Genomic DNA, 22569 nt, shown 5'->3' with positions numbered 1-22569 from the left:
ATAATCTCACCTGGTTTTATTTTATGAGAGAACGCTGTGGCGCAGGCGCAAGAAGGCTTTTTATTAACCCGGCACTGGCGGGATACCCCTGGCGGCACCGAGGTGGAATTCTGGCTGGCGACAGATAACGGCCCGCTGCGCGTTGTGCTGCCGCCGCAGGAGTCGGTGGCCTTTATCCCCGCTGCACAGGTGGAAATGGCCCGCCGCCTGTTAAGCAATGAAAAACAGTGGCGGCTCACACCACTCGAACTGTGCGATTTCCACCGCCAGCCTGTGTTCGGCCTCTATTGCCGCGCTCATCGCCAGTTGCTGCGCCTGGAAAAGCTGTTGCGCGAAGGCGGCGTAACACTCTACGAAGCCGATGTTCGCCCGCCGGAGCGCTTTCTGATGGAGCGCTTTATCACCGCGCCGGTATGGGTAGATGGCGAACCGCAGGGCGACGCGCTGATCAATGCACGCCTCAAACCCAATCCCCACTATCGTCCGCCGCTGAAATGGGTGTCGCTGGATATCGAAACCAGCCGCCACGGCGAGCTTTACTGTATCGGTCTGGAAGGCTGCGGACAGCGTACGGTCTATATGCTGGGGCCGGAAAACGGCAGCGCACAGGGGCTGGATTTTGAGCTGGAGTATGTCGCCAGCCGCCCACAACTGCTGGAAAAACTCAACGCCTGGTTCGCCACTCACGACCCGGATGTCATCATCGGCTGGAACGTGGTGCAGTTCGATCTGCGCGTACTGCAAAAAAGCGCCGAGCGTTACCGTGTGCCGCTCAGCCTTGGACGGCGCGGTAGCGAGCTGGAGTGGCGCGAACACGGTTTTAAAAACGGCGTCTTCTTCGCACAGGCCACCGGTCGGCTGATTATCGACGGCATTGAAGCGCTGAAGTCCGCTTTCTGGAATTTCTCCTCTTTTTCACTGGAAGCGGTATCGCAGGAGCTACTCGGCGAAGGCAAAGCCATCGACAACCCGTGGGATCGAATGGACGAGATCGATCGTCGGTTCGCCGAAAATAAACCAGCGCTCGCCACCTATAACCTGAAGGATTGCGAGCTGGTGACGCGCATCTTCCATAAAACGGAGATTATGCCGTTTCTGCTGGAGCGCGCCACGGTCAACGGATTGCCGGTAGACCGACACGGTGGTTCGGTCGCCGCTTTTAGTCATCTCTATTTTCCACGCATGCACCGCGCAGGTTTCGTGGCGCCGAATCTCGGTGATGTGCCTCCGCAGGCAAGTCCTGGCGGCTACGTGATGGATTCTCGTCCGGGGCTTTACGATTCGGTGCTGGTGCTGGATTACAAAAGTCTTTATCCCTCGATTATCCGTACCTTCCTCATCGATCCGGTCGGTCTGGTGGAAGGCATGGCGCAGCCGGAACCCGCGTACAGCACCGAAGGCTTCCTTGGTGCGTGGTTTTCCCGTGAGAAACATTGCCTGCCGGAGATTGTCGGCCAAATCTGGAACGGGCGCGATGATGCCAAACGACAGGGTAATAAACCGCTATCGCAGGCATTAAAGATCATCATGAACGCCTTTTACGGCGTGCTCGGCACCAGCGCATGCCGCTTTTTCGATCCCCGACTGGCGTCATCAATCACCATGCGCGGCCATCAAATCATGCGCCAGACCAAAGCGCTGATTGAAGAACAGGGCTTTAATGTCATTTACGGTGATACCGATTCAACCTTCGTCTGGCTGAAGAGGGCGCACAGCGAAGAAGAGGCGGCGCGCATCGGTAAATCACTGGTGGAGCATGTCAACGCATGGTGGGCGGCGCATTTACAAAATGAGGGGCTGAAGAGCGTGCTGGAGCTGGAGTTTGAAACCCACTTCTGCCGTTTTCTGATGCCGACCATTCGAGGCACGGAACAGGGCAGTAAAAAACGCTACGCCGGGCTGATTCAGGAAGGTGATAACCAACGCATGGTGTTTAAGGGGCTGGAAACGGTGCGCACCGACTGGACGCCACTGGCGCAGCAGTTTCAGCAAACGCTCTATCTGCGCGTATTTCGTAACGAACCGTATCAGGATTACGTACGGGAGACGATCGCCAGTCTGATGGCGGGCGAACTGGATGAGCAACTGGTCTACCGTAAGCGTCTTCGCCGTGCGCTGGGCGAGTATGAACGTAATGTACCGCCACATGTGCGCGCTGCCCGCCTGGCCGATGAAGAGAACGTAAAACGCGGCCGCCCGGCACAATATCAGAATCGCGGCACCATTAAATACGTCTGGACCACCAGCGGCCCTGAGCCGGTGGATTATCAGCGCTCGCCGCTCGATTACGATCACTATCTCAGTAAACAGTTACAGCCGGTCGCCGATGGAATTCTCCCTTTCATCGACGACGATTTTGCTACACTCCTTACGGGGCAACTGGGGCTGTTTTAATGGCGCATTTGCATTAATCAGGCTATACCCTAAATAATGCGAGTTGCAGGAAGACGGCGACGCAGTGACAAATTCGTCGGGAACGAATTTGCCCAACCGAAGGTTGGCCTCCGGTGAGAGACAGGATGTCTCTCAGTAATCCCCAGGAGCTTACATAAGTAAGTGACTGGGGTGAGCGACAAATCTGCCGGGAGCAGATTTGAACGCGGTAAGCAGCGGCCCCGAAGGGGTAAGGCTCAGGGATGAGCCGAATAGGAAAGCCAACACACATGCAACTTGAAGTATGACGGGTATATACGAATGTAACGTCATCCAGTACCATAGCGCCCTTCCTTTTTCTGGTCCCAATTCTGTTCGCGCCCGCCTCCCTTCAGGCGGCGACGAGCTATTGCCTGCAATTTGAGATATAGAGTTCATTTATGCCCTTTACACTTGGTCAACGCTGGATTAGCGACACGGAAAGCGAACTCGGACTTGGTACAGTTGTTGCCATTGATGCACGCACGGTTACGCTCCTTTTCCCCGCCACCGGAGAAAATCGCCTCTATGCCCGTAGCGATTCCCCGGTTACCCGCGTCATGTTCAACCCCGGTGATACGGTGACCAGCCATGAAGGCTGGCAGTTAACGATTGAAGACGTAAAAGAAGAAAACGGACTGCTTGCCTACACCGGAACGCGTCTGGATACCCAGGAAAACGACGTTATCCTGCGCGAAGTGCTGCTCGACAGTAAACTGGTATTCAGCAAACCACAGGATCGCCTGTTTGCCGGGCAGATTGACCGTATGGACCGTTTTGCGCTGCGTTTTCGCGCCCGCAGCTATCAAAGCGCGCAATACCGTATGCCGTGGAGCGGCCTGCGCGGCCAGCGTACTAACCTGATCCCTCATCAACTGCACATCGCTCACGATGTGGGTCGCCGCTATGCGCCACGCGTGCTGCTGGCGGATGAGGTCGGTCTCGGGAAAACCATTGAAGCCGGGATGATCCTGCATCAACAACTGCTCTCTGGCGCAGCGGAACGTGTGCTGATTGTGGTGCCGGAGACCCTGCAACACCAGTGGCTGGTGGAGATGCTGCGTCGCTTCAATCTGCGCTTCTCCCTGTTCGACGATGAACGCTATGCCGAAGCGCAACACGATGCAGACAACCCGTTTGAGACCGAACAGTTGGTGATCTGCTCCCTCGATTTTGTACGCCGCAGCAAGCAGCGTCTTGAGCATCTTTGCAATGCAGAGTGGGACCTGCTGGTAGTGGACGAAGCGCATCACCTGGTGTGGAGCGAAAACGAAGCCAGCCGCGAATATCTGGCTATCGAACAACTGGCCGGACGCGTACCGGGCATTTTACTGCTGACCGCCACACCGGAACAGTTGGGCATGGAGAGCCACTTTGCCCGTCTGCGCCTGCTTGATCCAAACCGTTTCCATGACTTCGCCCAGTTTGTCGAAGAGCAGAAAAACTATCGCCCTGTCGCCGATGCAGTGGCGCTACTGCTGGCAGGCGAACGGCTTAGTAATGACGATCTGAATACGCTGAGCGATCTGGTGGGCGAGCAGGATATCGAGCCGCTGCTGCAAACCGCCAACAGCGACCGCGACGGTGCAGCCGCTGCGCGCCAAGAACTGATCACTATGCTGATGGACAGACACGGCACCAGCCGCGTGCTGTTCCGTAACACCCGCAACGGTGTGAAAGGCTTCCCGAAACGCGAACTGCATACGGTTAAATTGCCGCTGCCGGCGCAGTATCAAACCGCCATTAAAGTTTCCGGCATTATGGGTGCGCGCAAGAGTCTGGAAGAACGCGCCCGCGACATGCTCTATCCAGAACAGATTTATCAGGAATTCGAAGGCGATAGCGGCACCTGGTGGAACTTCGACCCTCGCGTAGAGTGGTTAATGGGCCATCTGACCAGCCATCGCTCCCAGAAAGTACTGGTGATCTGCGCCAAAGCGGCGACCGCACTGCAACTGGAACAGGTTCTGCGCGAACGCGAAGGTATTCGCGCGGCAGTGTTCCATGAAGGCATGTCGATTATCGAACGCGACCGTGCAGCCGCGTGGTTTGGCGAAGAAGACAGCGGTGCGCAGGTACTGCTGTGCTCGGAGATCGGCTCTGAAGGCCGTAACTTCCAGTTCGCCAGCCATCTGGTGATGTTCGATCTGCCGTTTAACCCGGATCTGCTGGAGCAGCGTATCGGTCGTCTGGATCGTATCGGCCAGGCGCATGATATTCAGATCCATGTGCCGTATCTGGAGAAAACCGCGCAGTCCGTACTGGTTCGCTGGTATCACGAAGGGTTGGATGCCTTTGAACATACCTGCCCGACCGGCCGCACGATTTACGACAGCGTCCACGGAGAGCTGATTAACTATTTGGCCGCGCCGGAAAACATCGACGGGTTTGAGCAATTGATCAAATCCTGCCGAGAGCAGCATGACGTACTGAAAGCGCAGCTGGAACAAGGGCGTGACCGTCTGCTGGAGATCCACTCTAACGGTGGCGAAAAAGCGCAAGCCCTGGCAGAAAGTATTGCAGAGCAAGATGATGACACCGCGCTTATCACCTTCGCCATGAACCTGTTTGATATTGTCGGTATTAACCAGGATGATCGCGGCGAAAACATGATCGTCCTGACGCCATCCGATCATATGCTGGTGCCGGATTTCCCTGGCCTGCCGGAAGATGGTTGCACCATCACTTTCGATCGCGATGTCGCGCTCTCCCGCGAGGATGCACAGTTCATCACGTGGGAACATCCGCTGATCCGCAACGGTCTGGATCTGATCCTCTCCGGCGACACTGGCAGCAGTACCATTTCGCTGCTGAAAAACAAAGCGCTGCCGGTCGGTACGCTGTTGCTGGAGTTGATCTATGTCGTAGAAGCGCAGGCGCCGAAACAGCTACAGCTTAACCGCTTCCTGCCGCCAACGCCGATCCGCCTGCTGGTGGATAAAAATGGCACCAACCTGGCCGGACAGGTTGAGTTTGAGAGTTTCAACCGTCAGCTCAGCGCCGTGAACCGCCATACTGGCAGTAAGCTGGTAAATGCGGTGCATCAGGATGTACACAACATCCTGCAAAAAGGTGAAATGCAGGTTGAGCGCGCAGCGCGTACGCTGATTGATGCCGCCCGCAGCGAAGCAGACGAGAAACTCTCTGCTGAACTGTCGCGTCTGGAAGCGCTACGTGCGGTTAACCCGAACATTCGTGACGATGAACTGGCCGCTATTGAAAGTAATCGCCAGCAAGTGCTGGAAAGCCTGGATCAGGCGGGCTGGCGACTGGACGCGCTGCGTCTGATCGTTGTGACACATCAATAACGGAGCTGTTTATGGTGATGGAGCCTTACAATCCGCCGCAGGATCCCTGGCTGGTTATTCTCTATCAGGATCAGCATATTATGGTCGTCAACAAGCCCAGCGGCTTGTTGTCGGTTCCGGGTCGTCTTGATGAGCACAAAGACAGTGTGATGACGCGTATTCAACGCGACTTTCCGCAGGCTGAATCCGTGCATCGTCTGGATATGGCCACCAGCGGCGTGATTGTGGTGGCTCTGACCAAAAATGCCGAACGTGAACTAAAGCGTCAGTTCCGCGAGCGCGAGCCGAAAAAGCAGTATCTGGCGCGCATCTGGGGCCACCCGGAGAAAGCGGAAGGATTGGTGGATTTACCGCTGATTTGCGACTGGCCGAATCGCCCGAAGCAGAAAGTGTGTTACGAAACCGGCAAAGCGGCACAGACTGAGTATGAGGTGTTGTCGCTGGACGACGATGGCAACGCCCGCGTACGGCTAAAGCCGATCACGGGTCGCTCGCATCAATTGCGAGTCCATATGCTGGCCATTGGTCACCCGATTCTCGGCGACCGCTTTTATGCGCCGCCGCAAGCGCTGGCGCTGGCGCCTCGTTTACAGTTGCATGCAGAAACACTGACGATTACCCATCCGGAATTCGGCAATAGCATGACGTTCAAAGCACCGGTAGATTTTTAATACACTCCCCCGACCGCGCGTCGGGGGAGTATTACGCTTAGCGAAAACCCTTCTGCTCGCGAATCAGCTCGTAAGCTTTCTGAATTTCCTGCGCTTTTTGTTTTGCCATCTCCATCATCTCCGGCGGCAAACCTTTTGCCACCAGCTTGTCCGGATGGTGCTCGCCCATCAATTTACGATAAGCGCGCTTGATGGTTGTCGCATCGTCTGTCGGTTTAACGCCCAGCACATTACAGGCATCTTCCAGCGTCGGGCCACGCTGCGCCTGCTGCCAGCCGCCGTTACCGCCTGCCTGCTGTTGATAATGGTAACCGCCGCCAAACTGTGCACCGCCTTGCATCATGCGCAGGAACTGATCGAATTGCAGGCGCGAGATGCCCAGCTCCTCAGCAATCACGTACAACACTTCGCGTTCGCTGGGGTGCAGGGATCCATCGGCAAAGGCGGCCTGAATTTGAATTTCCAGAAACATCCGAATCAAATCGAAGCGGCCAAAACAGACGCTGCGGAACTGACGCATCTTGTCGCGAAGCGGGTAATTATCTGCTTTACCGTCGCGAAACGCGCGTTGTGCCGCCGTACGCGACTCGCCATGCAGATTCATACGATCCATAAAAAGGCTGGCGATCTGGATATCAGCTTCGGTGACACGGCCTTTCGATTTGGTCAGATGCCCCATCACCTCAAAGGTGGTGGCGAAGAACAGCGACTGACGTTCACGCTGGTTAGCAAACCAGGCCATTTTACGGCTGCGCGCCTTATCAAACATATGACCGATAATCAGCCCCAGAACCGCGCCCCAAAAGCCGCCGCCCATGAAAAGAGCGACGACCACACCAACCACTTTTCCCCAATACTGCATATACTCCCCAAATCGTCATGCCGTCGGCTAAAATTTGCTTTATCATACCCGTCATTCTATGCCATGCACAGGCGCAGTCTTCTCTCCCTGGCTCGAACGCGGGCAGGATTAAAACTAGCGTTGCAAAGGCGAGTAAGTTAGTCTCAGACCGTTTGCCAGCGTAAAGCCACAGATGACGGAACAACAAATACAACGTATGAAAAAACGTATCCCCACCCTCCTGGCCACCATGATTGGCTCCGCCCTTTATAGTCAGCAGGGAATGGCAGCCGATCTTGCCTCGCAGTGTATGCTTGGTATCCCCAGCTACAACCGCCCGCTGGTACAAGGTGATACCAATAACCTGCCGGTGACGATTAATGCCGATCACGCCAAAGGTAATTATCCTGACGACGCCGTGTTTACCGGCAATGTAGATATCAATCAGGGTAATAGCCGCTTACAGGCCGATGAAGTTCAGCTTCACCAGTTGCAGCCGGAAGGCCAGACAGAGCCGGTACGCACAGTGGATGCACTGGGTAATGTGCACTATGACGATAACCAGGTCATCCTGAAAGGTCCTAAAGCCTGGTCAAACCTGAATACCAAAGACACCAACGTCTGGCAGGGCGATTACCAGATGGTGGGTCGCCAGGGGCGTGGCACCGCCGACCTGATGAAACAGCGCGGGCAAAACCGCTATACGATTCTGGATAACGGCTCCTTTACCTCCTGCTTGCCGGGTTCTGACACCTGGAGCGTCGTGGGTAGCGAAGTGATTCAGGATCGCCAGGAGCAGGTTGCGGAGATCTGGAATGCGCGCTTTAAACTCGGCCCCGTGCCGGTGTTCTATAGCCCGTACTTGCAGTTGCCGATCGGTGACAAACGCCGTTCCGGTTTCTTGATCCCGAATGCCAAGTACAGCACCAGTAACTACTTTGAGTTTTACCTGCCGTACTACTGGAACATTGCGCCAAATATGGATGCGACCATCACGCCGCACTACATCCATAAACGTGGCAATATTCAGTGGCAAAACGAATTTCGCTATCTGACGCAGGCCGGGAGTGGGCTGGTTGAATTTGACTATCTGCCATCTGACAACGTCTACTCAAATGAGTATCCGGCGGAGAGCAACCGCCACCGCTGGTTATTCTATTGGCAGCACTCTGGTGTAATGGATCAGGTGTGGCGTTTTAATGCCAACTACACCAAAGTCAGCGATCCTTACTACTTTAATGATTTCACATCAAACTACGGTTCCAGTACCGATGGTTACGCGACCCAGACCTTTAGTGTGGGTTACGGGGTGGAAAACTTTGACGCCACGGTATCGGCTAAACAGTTCCAGGTATTTAACCGCGAAAGCAGTAACTCCTACTCGGCCCTGCCGCAGCTGGATGTGAACTGGTACCACAATGACCTTGGGCCGTTCGACTTTAGGGTGTATGGCCAGGCGGTTCATTTCACAAATACTAACACTAACAATCCGGAAGCGACGCGTGTTCATCTGGAGCCGACGTTAAGTCTGCCCGTCTCCAATGACTGGAGCAGCCTGAATACCGAAGTGAAAATGCTGGCGACCCACTACCAGCAGAGCAATCTGGATAAGTACAACGCAAGTAATAACACGGATTACAAAGAGACGGTCAACCGCGTCATGCCGCAATTTAAAATGGACGGCAAGATGGTGTTTGAACGTGATATGAACTGGGCGGAAGGTTATACCCAGACGCTGGAGCCACGTGCGCAGTATCTGTATGTGCCGTATCGCGATCAGAGCTATATCAACAACTACGACTCAACGCTCTTACAATCCGACTACAGCGGGTTATTCCGCGATCGCACCTACGGCGGGCTTGACCGTATCGCCTCTGCAAACCAGGTTACCTCCGGCGTCACAACCCGCATTTATGATGATGCGGCAGTTGAACGTTTTAACGTTTCTGTTGGTCAAATCTACTATTTCACCGAGTCCCGCACCGGTGATGACAACATTAACTGGGAGAAAGGCAACAAAACGGGGTCGTTGGTTTGGGCGGGTGATACCTACTGGCGTATTTCGGATCGTTGGGGCCTGCGCGGCGGCGTGCAGTATGACACGCGTCTGAATGCCATCGCCAACAGCAGCTCGTCACTGGAATACCGCCGTGATGAAAACCGTATGCTGCAACTGAGCTACCGTTACGCCAGCCCGGAATACATTCAGGCAATGCTGCCAAGCTACGCGACTTCCGCGCAGTATAAAGATGGTATTTCGCAGGTGGGTACAGCAGGAAGCTGGCCGATTGCCGACCGCTGGTCGATCGTCGGGGCTTACTATTTCGACACCAATACACACAAATCCGCCGACCAGATGGTTGGCTTGCAGTACAACTCCTGCTGTTATGCTCTCCGCGTCGGCTATGAGCGGAAAATTAACGGCTGGCAAAATAACCAAAGCAAGTATGACAACGTCATCGGTTTCAACATTGAGCTGCGCGGTCTGAGTTCAAACTACGGTTTGGGTACACCACAAATGCTGCGTTCAAACATTCTGCCGTATCGTAGTTCAATGTGATCTGTTTGATTTGCAACGTAATCCGCATTGCGGTTAATTGAAATGGAAAAGCTATGAAGAACTGGAAAACGCTGCTTCTCGGTATCGCTATGGTTGCGAATACCAGTTTTGCTGCGCCTCAGGTTGTTGATAAAGTCGCTGCCGTCGTCAATAACGGCGTAGTGCTTGAAAGTGACGTTGATAGCATGATGCAGTCCGTAAAGGCCAATGCAGGCCAGGCGGGTCAGCAGTTGCCGGATGACGCCACACTGCGCCATCAGATCCTTGAACGTCTGATCATGGACCAAATCATTCTGCAGATGGGCACCAAAATGGGTGTCAAAGTGACGGACGAGCAGCTTGATGCCGCTATCGCCGACATTGCCAAACAGAATAATATGTCTATGGATCAATTGCGCAGCCGTCTGGCTTACGATGGGGTCAATTACAATACCTATCGCAACCAGATCCGCAAAGAGATGATCATTTCTGAAGTGCGCAATGGCGAAGTGCGCCGTCGTGTGACTGTGCTGCCGCAGGAAGTGGATGCCCTGGCGCAGCAGGTGGGAAACCAGAACGATGGCGGCACCGAGCTGAACCTGAGCCACATCCTCATCCCGTTGCCGGAAAACCCGACGTCGGACCAAGTTAACGAAGCTGAAAGCCAGGCGCGTTCGATTGTCGATCAAGCGCGTAAAGGCAGTGATTTCGGCAAGCTGGCGATCACCTACTCTGCCGATCAACAGGCGCTGAAAGGCGGCCAGATGGGTTGGGGACGCATTCAGGAGTTGCCAAGCATCTTCGCTCAGGCGCTGAGCACGGCGAAAAAAGGCGATATTATCGGGCCGATTCGTTCCGGCGTTGGTTTCCATATCCTGAAAGTTAACGATCTGCGCGGCCAGTCTCAGAACATTTCTGTGACGGAAGTTCACGCTCGTCACATCCTGCTGAAACCGTCACCCATCATGAGTGACGATCAGGCTCGCGTGAAACTGGAAGAGATCGCGGCGAACATTAAGAGCGGTAAAACCACGTTTGCTAACGCAGCGAAAGAGTTCTCCCAGGATCCGGGTTCTGCAAACCAGGGTGGCGATCTGGGCTGGGCGGCTGCGGATATTTACGATCCAGCATTCCGTGATGCGCTGATGAAGCTGAAGCGTGGCCAAATGAGCGGCCCGGTACACTCCTCCTTCGGTTGGCATCTGATCGAAATGCTCGATTCGCGTAACGTTGATAAAACAGACGCCGCGCAGAAAGACAAAGCGTATCGCATGCTGATGAACCGCAAATTCTCTGAAGAGGCAGCAACCTGGATGCAGGAACAACGCGCCAGCGCCTACGTGAAAATCCTGAGCAACTAAATGAAAACACAGCGTGTCGTTATCACTCCCGGCGAGCCAGCCGGGATTGGTCCGGATCTGGTGGTTCAGCTCGCCCAGCGCGACTGGCCGGTTGAGCTGGTTATCTGTGCAGACGCGACGCTGTTAGCAAACCGGGCAGCCCTGCTCGGTCTGCCGTTGCAGCTACGGGATTACGATCCTGCAGCTGCTGCGGTTGCGCAGCAAGCCGGTACGTTAACCGTGCTGTCCCTCCCGCTGCATGCACCCGTGACGCCGGGCGTACTCAACCCTCTTAACGGCCCTTATGTTGTGGAAACCCTTGCCCGCGCCTGCGACGGCTGCCTGAATGGTGAATTTGCTGCGCTGGTAACCGGCCCGGTGCATAAAGGGGTAATCAACGACGCGGGTACGCCCTTTACCGGGCATACAGAGTTTTTCGAGGAGCGTTCGCACGCCGCCAAAGTGGTGATGATGTTGGCCACCGAAGAGCTACGCGTTGCGCTGGCGACCACCCATTTGCCGCTCAAAGACGTAGCACAGGCCATTACGCCAGCACTGTTGCGCGAGGTTATTCGCATTCTGCACGGGGATTTACAGCAGAAATTTGGTATCCCCCATCCGCATATCCTGGTCTGCGGGCTGAATCCACACGCAGGTGAAGGCGGGCACATGGGGACAGAAGAGATCGATACGATCATTCCGGTGCTGGGAGAAATGCGGGCCAGCGGTATGAATTTGAGCGGTCCGCTACCTGCCGATACGCTATTTCAGCCGAAATACCTTGATAATGCTGACGCCGTACTGGCGATGTACCACGATCAGGGTCTGCCCGTGCTAAAATACCAGGGCTTTGGCCGCGGCGTGAATATCACTCTCGGTCTACCTTTTATTCGCACATCCGTTGACCACGGTACCGCGCTGGAACTGGCGGGCCATGGAACAGCAGATGTCGGCAGTTTTATTACGGCGCTTAACCTCGCCATCAAAATGATTGTTAATACTCAATGACTAATCGAGTCCATCAGGGCCACTTAGCCCGTAAACGCTTCGGGCAAAACTTTCTCCACGACCAGTTCGTGATCGACAGCATAGTATCGGCCATCAACCCGCAAAAGGGTCAGGCAATGGTTGAAATCGGTCCAGGACTTGGCGCGCTAACCGAACCGGTTGGCGAACGACTGGATAAGCTGACAGTTATCGAACTTGACCGCGATCTGGCTGCGCGCCTGCAAACACACTCGTTCCTCGCGCCAAAACTGACAATTTATCAGCAAGATGCGATGACCATGAATTTTGGCGAGCTGTCGCAGACGCTCGGTCAGCCGCTGCGTGTTTTCGGCAACCTGCCGTATAATATCTCCACGCCATTGATGTTCCATCTGTTTAGCTATACTGATGCCATTGCCGATATGCACTTTATGTTGCAGAGAGAGGTGGTAAATCGTCTGGTTGCAGGACCAAACAGTAAGGCGTATGGTCGGTTAAGCGTGATGGCGCAGTACTACTGTCAGATTATTCCGGTGCTGGAAGTGCCGCCGACAGCTTTCGCGCCGCCGCCGAAGGTGGATTCTGCCGTGGTTCGCCTGGTGCCGCATACTACGTTGCCGCATCCGGTCAAAGAGATTCGCACGCTGAGCCGCATTACCACCGAAGCCTTTAACCAGCGTCGTAAAACCATCCGCAATAGCCTCGGCAATATATTTACAGTTGAGGTGCTGTCATCGCTGGGAATCGACCCGACGATGCGCGCGGAAAATATCTCTGTTGCGCAGTACTGTCAGTTAGCTAACTACCTGACGGAAAATGCGCCGCCGAAGGAGAGCTAACTCATGATCAATTCGCCCCGAGTTTGTGTTCAGGTACAAAGCGTCTACATTGAATCTCAGTCAACCCCCGACGATGAACGTTATGTGTTTGCTTACACCATTACCATCCGGAACCTGGGGCGAACCCCTGTCCAGTTGTTGAAACGCTACTGGCTTATCACTAATGGAAACGGCCGCGAAACGGAAGTTCAGGGCGAAGGTGTAGTCGGTGAACAGCCGCACATTGAGCCGGGCGGCGAATACCAATACACCAGCGGCGCGGTTATTGAGACGCCGATGGGCACCATGCAGGGCCACTACGAAATGATCGACGCGCAGGGCACTGCGTTTCGCATCGCCGTCCCGGTCTTCCGACTCGCTGTTCCAATACTGATTCATTAATCCAATGGCTACATATCTGATTGGTGACGTTCATGGTTGCTATGATGAACTGATCGCGCTGTTAAAACAGGTTGAATTTTCACCACAGCAAGACACCCTGTGGCTTACCGGCGATTTAGTCGCCCGTGGGCCGGGGTCGCTGGATGTACTGCGTTACGTCAAATCACTGGGCGATAGCGTACGCCTCGTACTGGGCAATCACGATCTGCATCTACTGGCCGTCTTTTCCGGTATCAGCCGCAATAAACCCAAAGATCGGCTCAATTTGTTGTTGGAAGCGCCCGACGCCGACGAGCTGATCAACTGGCTGCGTCGTCAGCCGCTGCTGCAAATCGACGAAGAGAAAAAGCTGGTAATGGCGCATGCCGGGATCACTCCCCAGTGGGATTTGCCGACGGCGATACACTGCGCGCGCGATATCGAAGCGGTGCTCTCCAGCGATTCCTATCCACTATTCCTCGATGCCATGTACGGCGATCTGCCAAACCACTGGACACCGGAACTCAGTGGACTTGCCCGCCTGCGCTTTATTACTAACGCCTTCACGCGTATGCGTTACTGCTTTCCGAACGGGCAGTTGGATATGTACTGCAAAGATATTCCCGAGCGAGCGCCTGCACCGCTTAAACCATGGTTCTCGATTCCAGGACCGATTTCGCAGGAGTACAGCATCGCCTTTGGTCACTGGGCATCGCTGGAGGGTGCTGGCACACCGGAAGGGATTTACGCGCTGGATACAGGCTGCTGCTGGGGCGGCGTACTGACCTGCCTGCGCTGGGAAGACAAAATGTACTTCACACAACCGTCAAATCGCCAGATAGATTTAGGGGATGGTGAGGCGATAGCCTCTTAAAGGACTCCCCGGCGGCAACCCGCCGGGGGACAACTTAGCGGCGTTCGAGGATCTCAAAGCAGTAGCTATGCGAGTTCTGCGCATCAGCATCATGGAATTCGCTAAATACCGATTCCCAGTCGTCCGGTTCGTAATCCGGGAAGTGGGTATCCCCCTCCACTTCAGCATCAATGTGCGTCAGGTAGAGGCGCTGTGCCTTCGGCAGACACTGTTCGTAAACACGCCCACCGCCGATCACCATGATCTCTTCCACATCGCCGCAAGCGGCAATCGCTTCATCCACGGATTTTACCCATTCGACACGATCATCGGTACCCGGCTGGCTGCTGATCACAATGTTCTTGCGCCCCGGTAACGGGCGGCCGATGGATTCCCATGTCAGGCGCCCCATCACCACCGGTTTGTTTAAGGTATTGCGCTTAAACCAGGCGAGATCGGCCGGCAAATTCCACGGCATGGCGTTCTCCATACCAATCACGCGATCCACGGCTAGCGCGGCAATCAGACTGATCATTCATTCATTCCCGGATGCAAAAAAAATTGTCGCCACTATACGGAAAGCGCAATCTTTCGTCGATGGGGCGCAAGGCAAAGGATGAGAAAATTTTTCATTCTGCTGGCGATACCGCAACCTGTTACTGCATCGCCAACTTTCAATTCACTTTAATTCAAAAGGTTACCTGTAAACCTGCCTGAACAGGTTCACACCTGCGGTTTCACCGCCGGTTCGTCTGTCGGATCGTCCGTATGCCGTCCCTCTTCCGTTCCCTGCCAGCCATGACGCTGCGTTAACGAAAGATGGGCGCGATCCTCTAAGATGATCTCCGTCAACATGGCGCTGGTGCGCTTAAACACGGCAGCGCGCGCCTGCGCATCATTCTCGACCTGCGCCATCTCTTCTACCATTGCCGTATTGAAACGGCGGAAATGGTCGGCGCGTTCGCGAGCTTCATAGGGGCCTAATCCTAACCCTTCCAGCGCCAGACGCCCGGTTTTCAGCGCTGCTTCGAAGGTTTCACGTTCCGGTCTGTCGACGCCCGCTTGACGCAGGCGGATATAGTGATCGACATCGCGGGCGCGGGCAATAATGTACAGATCCGGGAAGTGCTCTTTTGCCAGCTCAGTCAATTGCAGGCTGGCCTGTGGATCGTCAATCGCATTAATCAATACTTCAGCACGCCCGGCACCAGCGGACTCCAGCAGATCGACACGTGTAGCGTCACCGTAGAAAACTTTCATGCCGAATTTACGCAGCGTTTCGATATGATCGGGATCGTGGTCAAGAACCACCATTTTCACACCGCTGGAAAGCAGCAGACGCCCGGCTATCTGACCAAAACGACCAAACCCGGCGATGATCACCCGCGCCTCTTCTTCATCGATCTCATCAGCTTCTCTCTCCTGCTGTGAACCGACAGTCTCCAGCCGCGCCAGCAGCACCAACAGAACTGGCGTCGCTGCCATTGATAACGCAACCGTCAGTGTTAGCGCTTTTGCCCATTCCGGATCGAGCACCTGCGCGGTTTGCGCGGCGCCAAACACCACAAAGGCGAATTCACTCCCCTGCCCCAGTAACGCGGCAAACCACATCCGCTGTTTACCCGGCACGCGTAACGGGCGGGCGATCAGCCACAGCACCACGCTTTTAATCACCAGGAAACCAACCAGCAACAACAAAATGCGCAACGGGTGCGTCACCAACGTACCAAAGTCAATGGACATGCCGACACCAATAAAGAACAACCCAAGCAACAGGCCTTTAAACGGTTCGATGTCGCTTTCCAGCGCATGGCGATATTCAGAGCTGGCCAGTAACACCCCGGCAAGGAAAGCGCCCATCGCCATAGACAATCCCGCCTCTTCCAGCAACAACCCAAAGCCGAACACCAGAAACAGCGCTACGGCGCAAAACACTTCCCGCAACCCGGAGCGAGCAACAAAGCGTAGCGCCGGACGCGCGACATAACGCCCAATCAGCACCACTAGAGCCAGCGCACCCACTACTTTCAGCGCCGAAAGGGTAAAAGCGCTCAATGTCATCGCACCGCCGCTGGCCGCCAGCAGCGGAATCATCGCCACCAGCGGGATCGCAGCAATATCCTGGAACAGCAGCACCGAGAAGGCGCTGCGCCCCATCTGCGAAACCGTCAGGTTACGTTCATTCATCGCCTGCATGGCGATCGCGGTGGAAGAGAGCGCCAGCGTCAGACCAATCAGCAACGCCACTGGCCAGGCCAGCCCCTGCAAGGCGCAAAACAGGCCAAGCAGCAGGCCACAACTCACCATTTGCAACGCGCCGCCGCCAAACACCGAAGCGCGCAACTTCCACAGTCGTTGCGGATCCAGTTCAAGGCCAATCACGAAAAGCATCAGCACCACGCCTATTTCGGCGAAATGGAGAATGGATTCAGCATCAGTCACCAATCGCAATCCCCACGGCCCAATAATGCCGCCAGCGATCAGGTAACCAAGCACCGACCCCAGTCCCAACCGTACGGCGATGGGAACCACCAGCGCGGCCGAACCCAGGTAGATCAGCGCCTGTATTAATGCATGGCTATCCATGTGCCGCCTCCTGCCACTCCAGCAAACGTTGTTTGTAATGATGCGCCTGAGCCTGCAGGGTTTCATCGTCGCAAATAAAAGTACAGTGCACAGCAAAAGGCGGTAACCAGTTCATCCCGCAGTAAATAGCTGTTGCTTGTAACGGCTGGGAAAGCACATCAAAGCCGGGGTACGATCCAATATCAAAATGGTGGTCGCCGCCACCAGTGGTCACAGCCCACATCACATTTTTGCCCCTAAGCGCGGTGCCCTCGTGACCATAGGCCCAGCCATGCGACAACACTTTATCCAGCCAGAGTTTCAACAACGGTGGAACGCTGTACCACTGCATAGGATGCTGCCAGATAACCAGCGAAGCGCGGGTAAGCGCCTCCTGCTCAGCGGCCACATCAATATTAAAGTCAGGGTATAGCTCATAGAGAGAACGGATTTCGACGCCTTCCAGCGCCCTTGCCTGCTCAATCATTCGCTTATTCGCATGCGAATGCTGCGGATAAGGATGGGCATAAATTATAAGGATCATCGATCAGCCTGTTTTTCACTGCACTCTTTTTCTTGAGAGTGTAGACAGTTAATCATCTGGCTTAAAGCGACAATCTGTGTGGGAATAGCAGGCGCAATATAAGCCACCACCCCATCTTCACGTAGCAATACCGAAGTCAGAAGTGCGGCCTGAAGGCTCCCACCGGGGCGGGACTCCTTCTCACAGCACGCTGGATCAATTATCCAGCTCACTCATGTTTTTTACCTGGTCGCGGTTAATCTGCTCGGTTTTACCGGTTTCTGCATTTTTATAGGAAACCATCCCGGTATCATCATCCACTTTCGGTTTACCATCCGTCACAATGGTACGTCCATCCGTGGTGCGTACAGCCTGATTTGAAGTACAACCAGCAGCGGTAAACAGCGCTGCAGCAGTAAAAATCGATGTCATCAGAAGTTTATTCATTTGCATGGTTATCTCCTGCTTTTCAGTGAGTTTCGTTAGCCTGTTAACCTATTTTAAGTTAACGCTCTGTAATAGAGAGAAAATGCGGAACACTCTGAAGATTGGCAGTAACAGAAGGTGTTGTCGGTCGGATAAGGCAACACCGCCATCCGACGACCAACCGCAACGCGGGAGCAGGATCATACCTGATGGCGCTTCGCTTATCAGGCCAACAAAACCGGGTGACAGGCAGGAAAAAAAAACGGCCCGCGAAACGGGCCGGAGGTAAGTCTTACTTGCTGATTTGCGCGTGCATTTCCTGCACGGAAATTACTTTCTCAGTAGCGTCCGCATTCAGCGCCATCGCGGTGGCGAAGCCGCCGTTCAGCGTGGTGTCGTAATGCACTTTGTATTGCAGCGCGCTGCGGCGAATCAGTTTGGAATCTTCAATCGCCTGACGGCCTGCCGTGGTGTTGATGATGTAGGTGTACTCGCCATTCTTGATACGATCCTGAATGTGCGGGCGGCCTTCATGCACTTTGTTCACCAGGCGCGGATTGATACCGGCTTCGCCCAGCACAATCGCTGTGCCGTGGGTTGCATCCAGTTCAAAGCCCTGTTTCAGCAGTTTAGCTGCCAGATCCACCACACGCTCTTTATCGCCTTCGCGAACAGAGAGCAACGCGCGACCGTATTTCTTCATCGTCGAGTTGCTGCCGAGCTGTGCTTTGGCAAATGCTTCAGCGAAGGTGCGCCCAACGCCCATCACCTCACCAGTAGAGCGCATTTCTGGCCCTAACAGTGGGTCAACGCCAGGGAATTTGTTAAACGGCAGCACCACTTCTTTCACTGAGTAATACGGCGGGATGATCTCTTTGGTATGCCCCTGCTGCGCCAGCGTTTTGCCGGTCATCACGCGTGCCGCCACTTTCGCTAACTGCACGCCGGTAGCTTTGGAGACGAACGGTACGGTACGCGCCGCGCGCGGGTTCACCTCAATCAGGTAAACCTCGTTGTCTTTCACCGCGAACTGTACGTTCATCAGACCGCGAACCTGCAACTCGAACGCCAGTTTCTGCACCTGCTGGCGCATGACGTCCTGAATTTCCTGGCTCAGCGTGTAAGCCGGCAGAGAGCAGGCAGAGTCGCCAGAGTGGACACCCGCCTGTTCGATGTGCTCCATGATGCCGCCAATCAGCACCATTTCACCATCGCAGATAGCATCAACATCCACTTCCACCGCATCATCGAGGAAACGATCGAGCAGAACCGGCGCATCGTTGGAAACGCTCACCGCCGTCATAAAGTAGCGACGCAGATCGACTTCGTCGTAGACGATTTCCATCGCGCGGCCGCCCAGCACGTAGGACGGGCGCACCACCAGCGGATAACCAATCTCTTTCGCCTTTTCTATAGCCTGCTCAATCGCCGTGACGGTGGCGTTAGCCGGTTGTTTCAGCTTCAGACGGTCAACAGCCTGCTGGAAGCGCTCACGGTCTTCTGCACGGTCAATCGCATCCGGGCTGGTACCGATAACCGGTACACCCGCAGCTTCCAGCGCACGCGCCAGTTTCAGCGGTGTCTGGCCGCCATACTGCACAATGACGCCTTTCGGCTTCTCAACGCGAACGATTTCCAGCACGTCTTCGAAGGTCACAGGCTCAAAGTAGAGGCGGTCAGAGGTGTCGTAATCGGTCGAAACCGTTTCCGGGTTACAGTTAACCATGATGGTTTCGTAACCGTCTTCACGCAGCGCCAGCGACGCATGTACGCAGCAGTAGTCGAATTCAATGCCCTGTCCGATACGGTTTGGACCGCCGCCCAGCACCATGATTTTTTCGCGATCCTGGCTCGGGTTAGCTTCACACTCATCTTCATAAGTGGAGTACATATAGACTGTATCCGTAGCGAACTCTGCCGCACAGGTATCCACACGTTTGTAGACTGGATGCAGATCATACTGATCACGCAGTTTGCGGATTTCCGCTTCACGTACACCAACCAGTTTCGCCAGACGCGCATCGGCAAAGCCTTTACGTTTCAGGACGCGCAGGAAGTCCGCGTCCAGACCGTTAATGCCCACCGCAGCCACCTTCTCTTCCAGACGCACCAGCTCTTCAATCTGCACCAGGAACCAGCGGTCAATATTGGTCAGGTTGAACACGCCATCAATGGAGAGACCAGCACGGAATGCATCGGCGATGTACCAGATACGCTCTGCGCCTGCGTCTTTCAGCTCGCGGCGGATTTTGGTCAACGCTTCCGGATCGTCGAGACTCACTTTTGGATCGAAACCGGTCGCGCCCACTTCCAGACCACGCAGCGCTTTCTGCATCGATTCCTGCTGCGTGCGGCCAATTGCCATTACTTCACCGACTGATTTCATCTGTGTGGTCAGACGGTCATTAGCGCCGACAAATTTCTCGAAGTTGAAGCGCGGAATCTTGGTCACAACGTAGTCGATGGACGGTTCGAACGACGCCGGAGTACGGCCGCCGGTGATATCGTTCATCAATTCATCCAGCGTATAACCCACCGCCAGCTTGGCTGCCACTTTGGCAATCGGGAAGCCGGTCGCTTTTGAGGCCAGCGCAGAAGAGCGGGATACGCGAGGGTTCATTTCAATCACAATCAGACGACCGTTTTTCGGGTTCACCGCGAACTGTACGTTAGAGCCGCCGGTTTCCACCCCGATTTCACGCAGTACCGCCATCGAGGCGTTACGCATGATTTGGTACTCTTTATCGGTCAGGGTCTGTGCTGGCGCCACGGTGATGGAGTCACCAGTGTGGATCCCCATGGCATCGAAGTTTTCAATGGAGCAGACAATGATGCAGTTGTCATTTTTATCACGCACCACTTCCATCTCGTACTCTTTCCAGCCAATCAGCGATTCATCAATCAGCAGTTCATTGGTTGGCGAGAGATCCAGCCCACGGGCGCAAATCTCTTCAAACTCTTCACGGTTATAGGCGATACCACCACCGGTGCCGCCCATAGTAAAGGAAGGACGGATAATGCAGGGGAAACCAACGTCAGCTGCGACAGCCAGCGCTTCGTCCATGGTATGAGCGATACCGGAACGCGCGGTGTCGAGACCGATTTTCTTCATCGCGATGTCGAAACGGCGGCGATCCTCTGCTTTATCAATCGCATTAGCGGTCGCGCCAATCATGGTGACGCCAAACTCTTCCAGCACGCCCTGACGTTCCAGTTCAAGTGCACAGTTCAGCGCGGTTTGACCGCCCATGGTTGGCAGTACGGCATCCGGACGCTCTTTTTCGATGATTTTGCGTACCACTTCCCAGTGGATAGGCTCGATATAAGTCGCATCCGCCATCTCCGGGTCGGTCATGATCGTCGCCGGGTTGGAGTTCACCAGGATAACGCGGTAACCCTCTTCGCGCAGCGCTTTACACGCCTGTGCCCCGGAATAATCAAACTCACACGCCTGGCCGATAACAATCGGGCCAGCGCCAAGGATCAGGATACTTTTTATGTCTGTACGTTTTGGCATGGCTCTTCTTCTCCTGATTATTTGGCGGTGTTGCGATACTGCTCAATGAGCTCAATAAAGTGGTCAAACAGCGGTGCGGCATCATGCGGCCCCGGGCTGGCTTCAGGGTGCCCCTGGAAACTGAACGCCGGTTTGTCAGTGCGATGGATGCCTTGCAGTGTGCCGTCGAACAGCGATTTGTGCGTCACCCGCAAATTGGCAGGCATTGAGGCTTCATCAACGGCAAAACCGTGGTTCTGCGCGGTGATCATCACGGTATTGTTATCAATATCTTTTACCGGATGGTTGCCGCCGTGATGGCCGAATTTCATCTTCATGGTTTTGGCGCCACTCGCCAACGCAAGCAGTTGGTGGCCAAGACAGATGCCGAACACCGGAATATCCGTTTCCAGGAAGGTTTTAATCGCTTCAATCGCGTAATCACACGGTGCCGGGTCACCAGGACCGTTGGAAAGGAAGATACCGTCCGGATTGAGCTTCAGTACGTCCGCCGCCGATGTTTTCGCCGGTACGACCGTTAAACGGCAACCGCGATCGACCAGCATACGCAGGATATTACGTTTCGCGCCATAGTCGTAAGCGACAACGTGGAACGGTAATTCGTTCGCCGCTTTCGCCTGCGGCAGTTCTCCAGCCAGCGTCCAGCTGCCTTGCGTCCAGCTGTAGGTTTCCGCTGTCGTCACTTCTTTTGCCAGATCCATTCCATTCAGACCCGGGAACGCTTTCGCTTTCTCCAGCGCCACTGCGGCATCGACATTATCGCCAGCAATGATGCAGCCGTTTTGCGCGCCTTTTTCGCGCAGCAAACGCGTCAACTTACGGGTATCGATATCGGCAATCGCCACAATGTTATGGCGCTTCAGGTAAGAAGAGAGGTCTTCGGTATTGCGGTAGTTGCTGGCAATCAGCGGCAGGTCGCGAATGACCAGGCCTTGCGCATGTACCTGAGAGGATTCTTCGTCAGCGGAGTTGGTGCCGACATTGCCGATATGAGGATAAGTAAGAGTAACGATTTGGCGGGAATAGGAAGGATCAGTGAGGATTTCTTGATAACCGGTCATTGAAGTATTGAAAACGACTTCCCCAACTGCCGTGCCCGTTGCCCCAATGGCCCGACCGTGAAACTGGGTTCCGTCTTCCAGAACCAATAGCGCTGACTTAATCAAAACGTCCTCCAGAGAATATTCACTCACTTTATTTGCATATTAATTCATATCGAGATGATCAATCAATGCAAATTTGCTGGCCGTGGATTTTTGGCAAACGGCGGCATTCTGGAGAGATGTCGGTTAAAAGTCAACTTTTCTCACATATTTTTCTTATTCTTTTACGCCACTGCTCTTCATTACTGGATTTAACAGATAAAAAGATCAAAAAAAACCAGCCAC

16 protein-coding genes are annotated in these 22569 nt (G+C 54.7%); 9 read left to right on the top strand and 7 right to left on the bottom strand.

Translation table 11 applies throughout. The annotated features are described in order from the left end of the window. Positions 1 to 36: 36 nt before the first annotated feature. From polB to rluA, 3 genes are all read left to right on the top strand, one after another. Positions 37 to 2394: a DNA polymerase II gene (polB, locus tag GA0061070_RS00665; protein ID WP_090132774.1), complete on the top strand. Its 2358-nt coding sequence runs from the start codon at positions 37 to 39 to the stop codon at positions 2392 to 2394. A 419-nt stretch (positions 2395 to 2813) separates the two neighbouring features. Further along, positions 2814 to 5720: an RNA polymerase-associated protein RapA gene (gene rapA, locus GA0061070_RS00660; RefSeq protein WP_090132772.1), complete on the top strand. Its 2907-nt coding sequence runs from the start codon at positions 2814 to 2816 to the stop codon at positions 5718 to 5720. Between the two features lie 11 nt (positions 5721 to 5731). After that, positions 5732 to 6391 carry a bifunctional tRNA pseudouridine(32) synthase/23S rRNA pseudouridine(746) synthase RluA gene (gene rluA / locus GA0061070_RS00655; protein WP_090132770.1) on the top strand — a complete coding sequence of 220 codons (660 nt, stop codon included), beginning with the start codon at positions 5732 to 5734 and terminating at the stop codon, positions 6389 to 6391. 37 nt (positions 6392 to 6428) lie between these two features. Here the strand turns inward: rluA and djlA are convergent, their stop codons facing one another. Then, complete coding sequence (gene djlA, locus GA0061070_RS00650; protein ID WP_090132768.1) at positions 6429 to 7253, bottom strand: co-chaperone DjlA; 825 nt, start codon at positions 7251 to 7253, stop codon at positions 6429 to 6431. Positions 7254 to 7449: 196 nt separating this feature from the next. Between djlA and lptD the strand changes: the two genes are divergently transcribed. The 6 genes from lptD to apaH are packed head-to-tail and all read left to right on the top strand — an operon-like array spanning position 7450 to position 14171. Beyond that, positions 7450 to 9792: an LPS assembly protein LptD gene (gene lptD, locus GA0061070_RS00645; RefSeq protein ID WP_090132766.1), complete on the top strand. Its 2343-nt coding sequence runs from the start codon at positions 7450 to 7452 to the stop codon at positions 9790 to 9792. 53 nt (positions 9793 to 9845) lie between these two features. After that, positions 9846 to 11132 carry a peptidylprolyl isomerase SurA gene (gene surA, locus GA0061070_RS00640; RefSeq protein WP_090132764.1) on the top strand — a complete coding sequence of 429 codons (1287 nt, stop codon included), beginning with the start codon at positions 9846 to 9848 and terminating at the stop codon, positions 11130 to 11132. Continuing rightward, on the top strand, positions 11133 to 12119 hold the full coding sequence (pdxA, locus tag GA0061070_RS00635) for a 4-hydroxythreonine-4-phosphate dehydrogenase PdxA (RefSeq protein WP_090132762.1): 987 nt from the start codon (positions 11133 to 11135) through the stop codon (positions 12117 to 12119). Further along, positions 12116 to 12937: a 16S rRNA (adenine(1518)-N(6)/adenine(1519)-N(6))-dimethyltransferase RsmA gene (rsmA, locus tag GA0061070_RS00630; protein WP_090132760.1), complete on the top strand. Its 822-nt coding sequence runs from the start codon at positions 12116 to 12118 to the stop codon at positions 12935 to 12937. Before pdxA ends, rsmA begins: the two co-directional genes overlap by 4 nt. Positions 12938 to 12940: 3 nt before the next feature. Beyond that, complete coding sequence (gene apaG, locus GA0061070_RS00625; RefSeq protein ID WP_035886540.1) at positions 12941 to 13318, top strand: Co2+/Mg2+ efflux protein ApaG; 378 nt, start codon at positions 12941 to 12943, stop codon at positions 13316 to 13318. A 4-nt stretch (positions 13319 to 13322) separates the two neighbouring features. After that, entirely contained in the window at positions 13323 to 14171 is an 849-nt protein-coding gene (gene apaH, locus GA0061070_RS00620; RefSeq protein ID WP_090132758.1) for a bis(5'-nucleosyl)-tetraphosphatase (symmetrical) ApaH, read from the top strand. A 34-nt stretch (positions 14172 to 14205) separates the two neighbouring features. Here apaH and folA read toward each other — a convergent pair whose 3' ends face one another. The 6 genes from folA to carA all read right to left on the bottom strand — a co-directional run bounded on the left by folA (position 14206) and on the right by carA (position 22347). After that, positions 14206 to 14685 (bottom strand): type 3 dihydrofolate reductase, encoded by a 480-nt coding sequence (gene folA, locus GA0061070_RS00615; RefSeq protein WP_064568456.1) that lies wholly within the window; start codon positions 14683 to 14685, stop codon positions 14206 to 14208. A gap of 188 nt (positions 14686 to 14873) precedes the next feature. Beyond that, a complete protein-coding gene (kefC, locus tag GA0061070_RS00610; protein ID WP_090132756.1) occupies positions 14874 to 16736 on the bottom strand; it encodes a glutathione-regulated potassium-efflux system protein KefC in 1863 nt (620 codons plus the stop codon). Then, complete coding sequence (gene kefF, locus GA0061070_RS00605) at positions 16729 to 17259, bottom strand: glutathione-regulated potassium-efflux system oxidoreductase KefF (RefSeq protein ID WP_090132753.1); 531 nt, start codon at positions 17257 to 17259, stop codon at positions 16729 to 16731. The genes kefC and kefF overlap by 8 nt, the downstream gene beginning before the upstream one ends. A 195-nt stretch (positions 17260 to 17454) precedes the next feature. Further along, on the bottom strand, positions 17455 to 17685 hold the full coding sequence (locus tag GA0061070_RS00600; RefSeq protein ID WP_090132985.1) for a YgdI/YgdR family lipoprotein: 231 nt from the start codon (positions 17683 to 17685) through the stop codon (positions 17455 to 17457). A 271-nt stretch (positions 17686 to 17956) separates the two neighbouring features. Continuing rightward, complete coding sequence (gene carB / locus GA0061070_RS00595) at positions 17957 to 21181, bottom strand: carbamoyl-phosphate synthase large subunit (protein ID WP_090132750.1); 3225 nt, start codon at positions 21179 to 21181, stop codon at positions 17957 to 17959. A 17-nt stretch (positions 21182 to 21198) separates the two neighbouring features. Further along, on the bottom strand, positions 21199 to 22347 hold the full coding sequence (gene carA / locus GA0061070_RS00590; protein ID WP_090132748.1) for a glutamine-hydrolyzing carbamoyl-phosphate synthase small subunit: 1149 nt from the start codon (positions 22345 to 22347) through the stop codon (positions 21199 to 21201). Between the last annotated feature and the right edge of the window lie 222 nt (positions 22348 to 22569).

This window comes from Kosakonia oryziphila, assembly GCF_900094795.1.
GTDB lineage: Bacteria > Pseudomonadota > Gammaproteobacteria > Enterobacterales > Enterobacteriaceae > Kosakonia > Kosakonia oryziphila.
The sequence above is the reverse complement of the archived record's forward strand: the minus strand, read 5'-3'. Positions and strand labels throughout refer to the sequence as shown.

Coding starts and splice junctions, on each gene's coding strand:
- lptD (WP_090132766.1), top strand. CDS start 7,450: ATGAAAAAACGTATCCCCACCCTCCTGGCCACCATGATTGGCTCCGCC.
- kefF (WP_090132753.1), bottom strand. CDS start 17,259: ATGATCCTTATAATTTATGCCCATCCTTATCCGCAGCATTCGCATGCG.
- apaH (WP_090132758.1), top strand. CDS start 13,323: ATGGCTACATATCTGATTGGTGACGTTCATGGTTGCTATGATGAACTG.
- rapA (WP_090132772.1), top strand. CDS start 2,814: ATGCCCTTTACACTTGGTCAACGCTGGATTAGCGACACGGAAAGCGAA.
- djlA (WP_090132768.1), bottom strand. CDS start 7,253: ATGCAGTATTGGGGAAAAGTGGTTGGTGTGGTCGTCGCTCTTTTCATG.
- rluA (WP_090132770.1), top strand. CDS start 5,732: ATGGTGATGGAGCCTTACAATCCGCCGCAGGATCCCTGGCTGGTTATT.
- kefC (WP_090132756.1), bottom strand. CDS start 16,736: ATGGATAGCCATGCATTAATACAGGCGCTGATCTACCTGGGTTCGGCC.
- pdxA (WP_090132762.1), top strand. CDS start 11,133: ATGAAAACACAGCGTGTCGTTATCACTCCCGGCGAGCCAGCCGGGATT.
- apaG (WP_035886540.1), top strand. CDS start 12,941: ATGATCAATTCGCCCCGAGTTTGTGTTCAGGTACAAAGCGTCTACATT.
- surA (WP_090132764.1), top strand. CDS start 9,846: ATGAAGAACTGGAAAACGCTGCTTCTCGGTATCGCTATGGTTGCGAAT.
- rsmA (WP_090132760.1), top strand. CDS start 12,116: ATGACTAATCGAGTCCATCAGGGCCACTTAGCCCGTAAACGCTTCGGG.
- folA (WP_064568456.1), bottom strand. CDS start 14,685: ATGATCAGTCTGATTGCCGCGCTAGCCGTGGATCGCGTGATTGGTATG.
- carB (WP_090132750.1), bottom strand. CDS start 21,181: ATGCCAAAACGTACAGACATAAAAAGTATCCTGATCCTTGGCGCTGGC.
- GA0061070_RS00600 (WP_090132985.1), bottom strand. CDS start 17,685: ATGAATAAACTTCTGATGACATCGATTTTTACTGCTGCAGCGCTGTTT.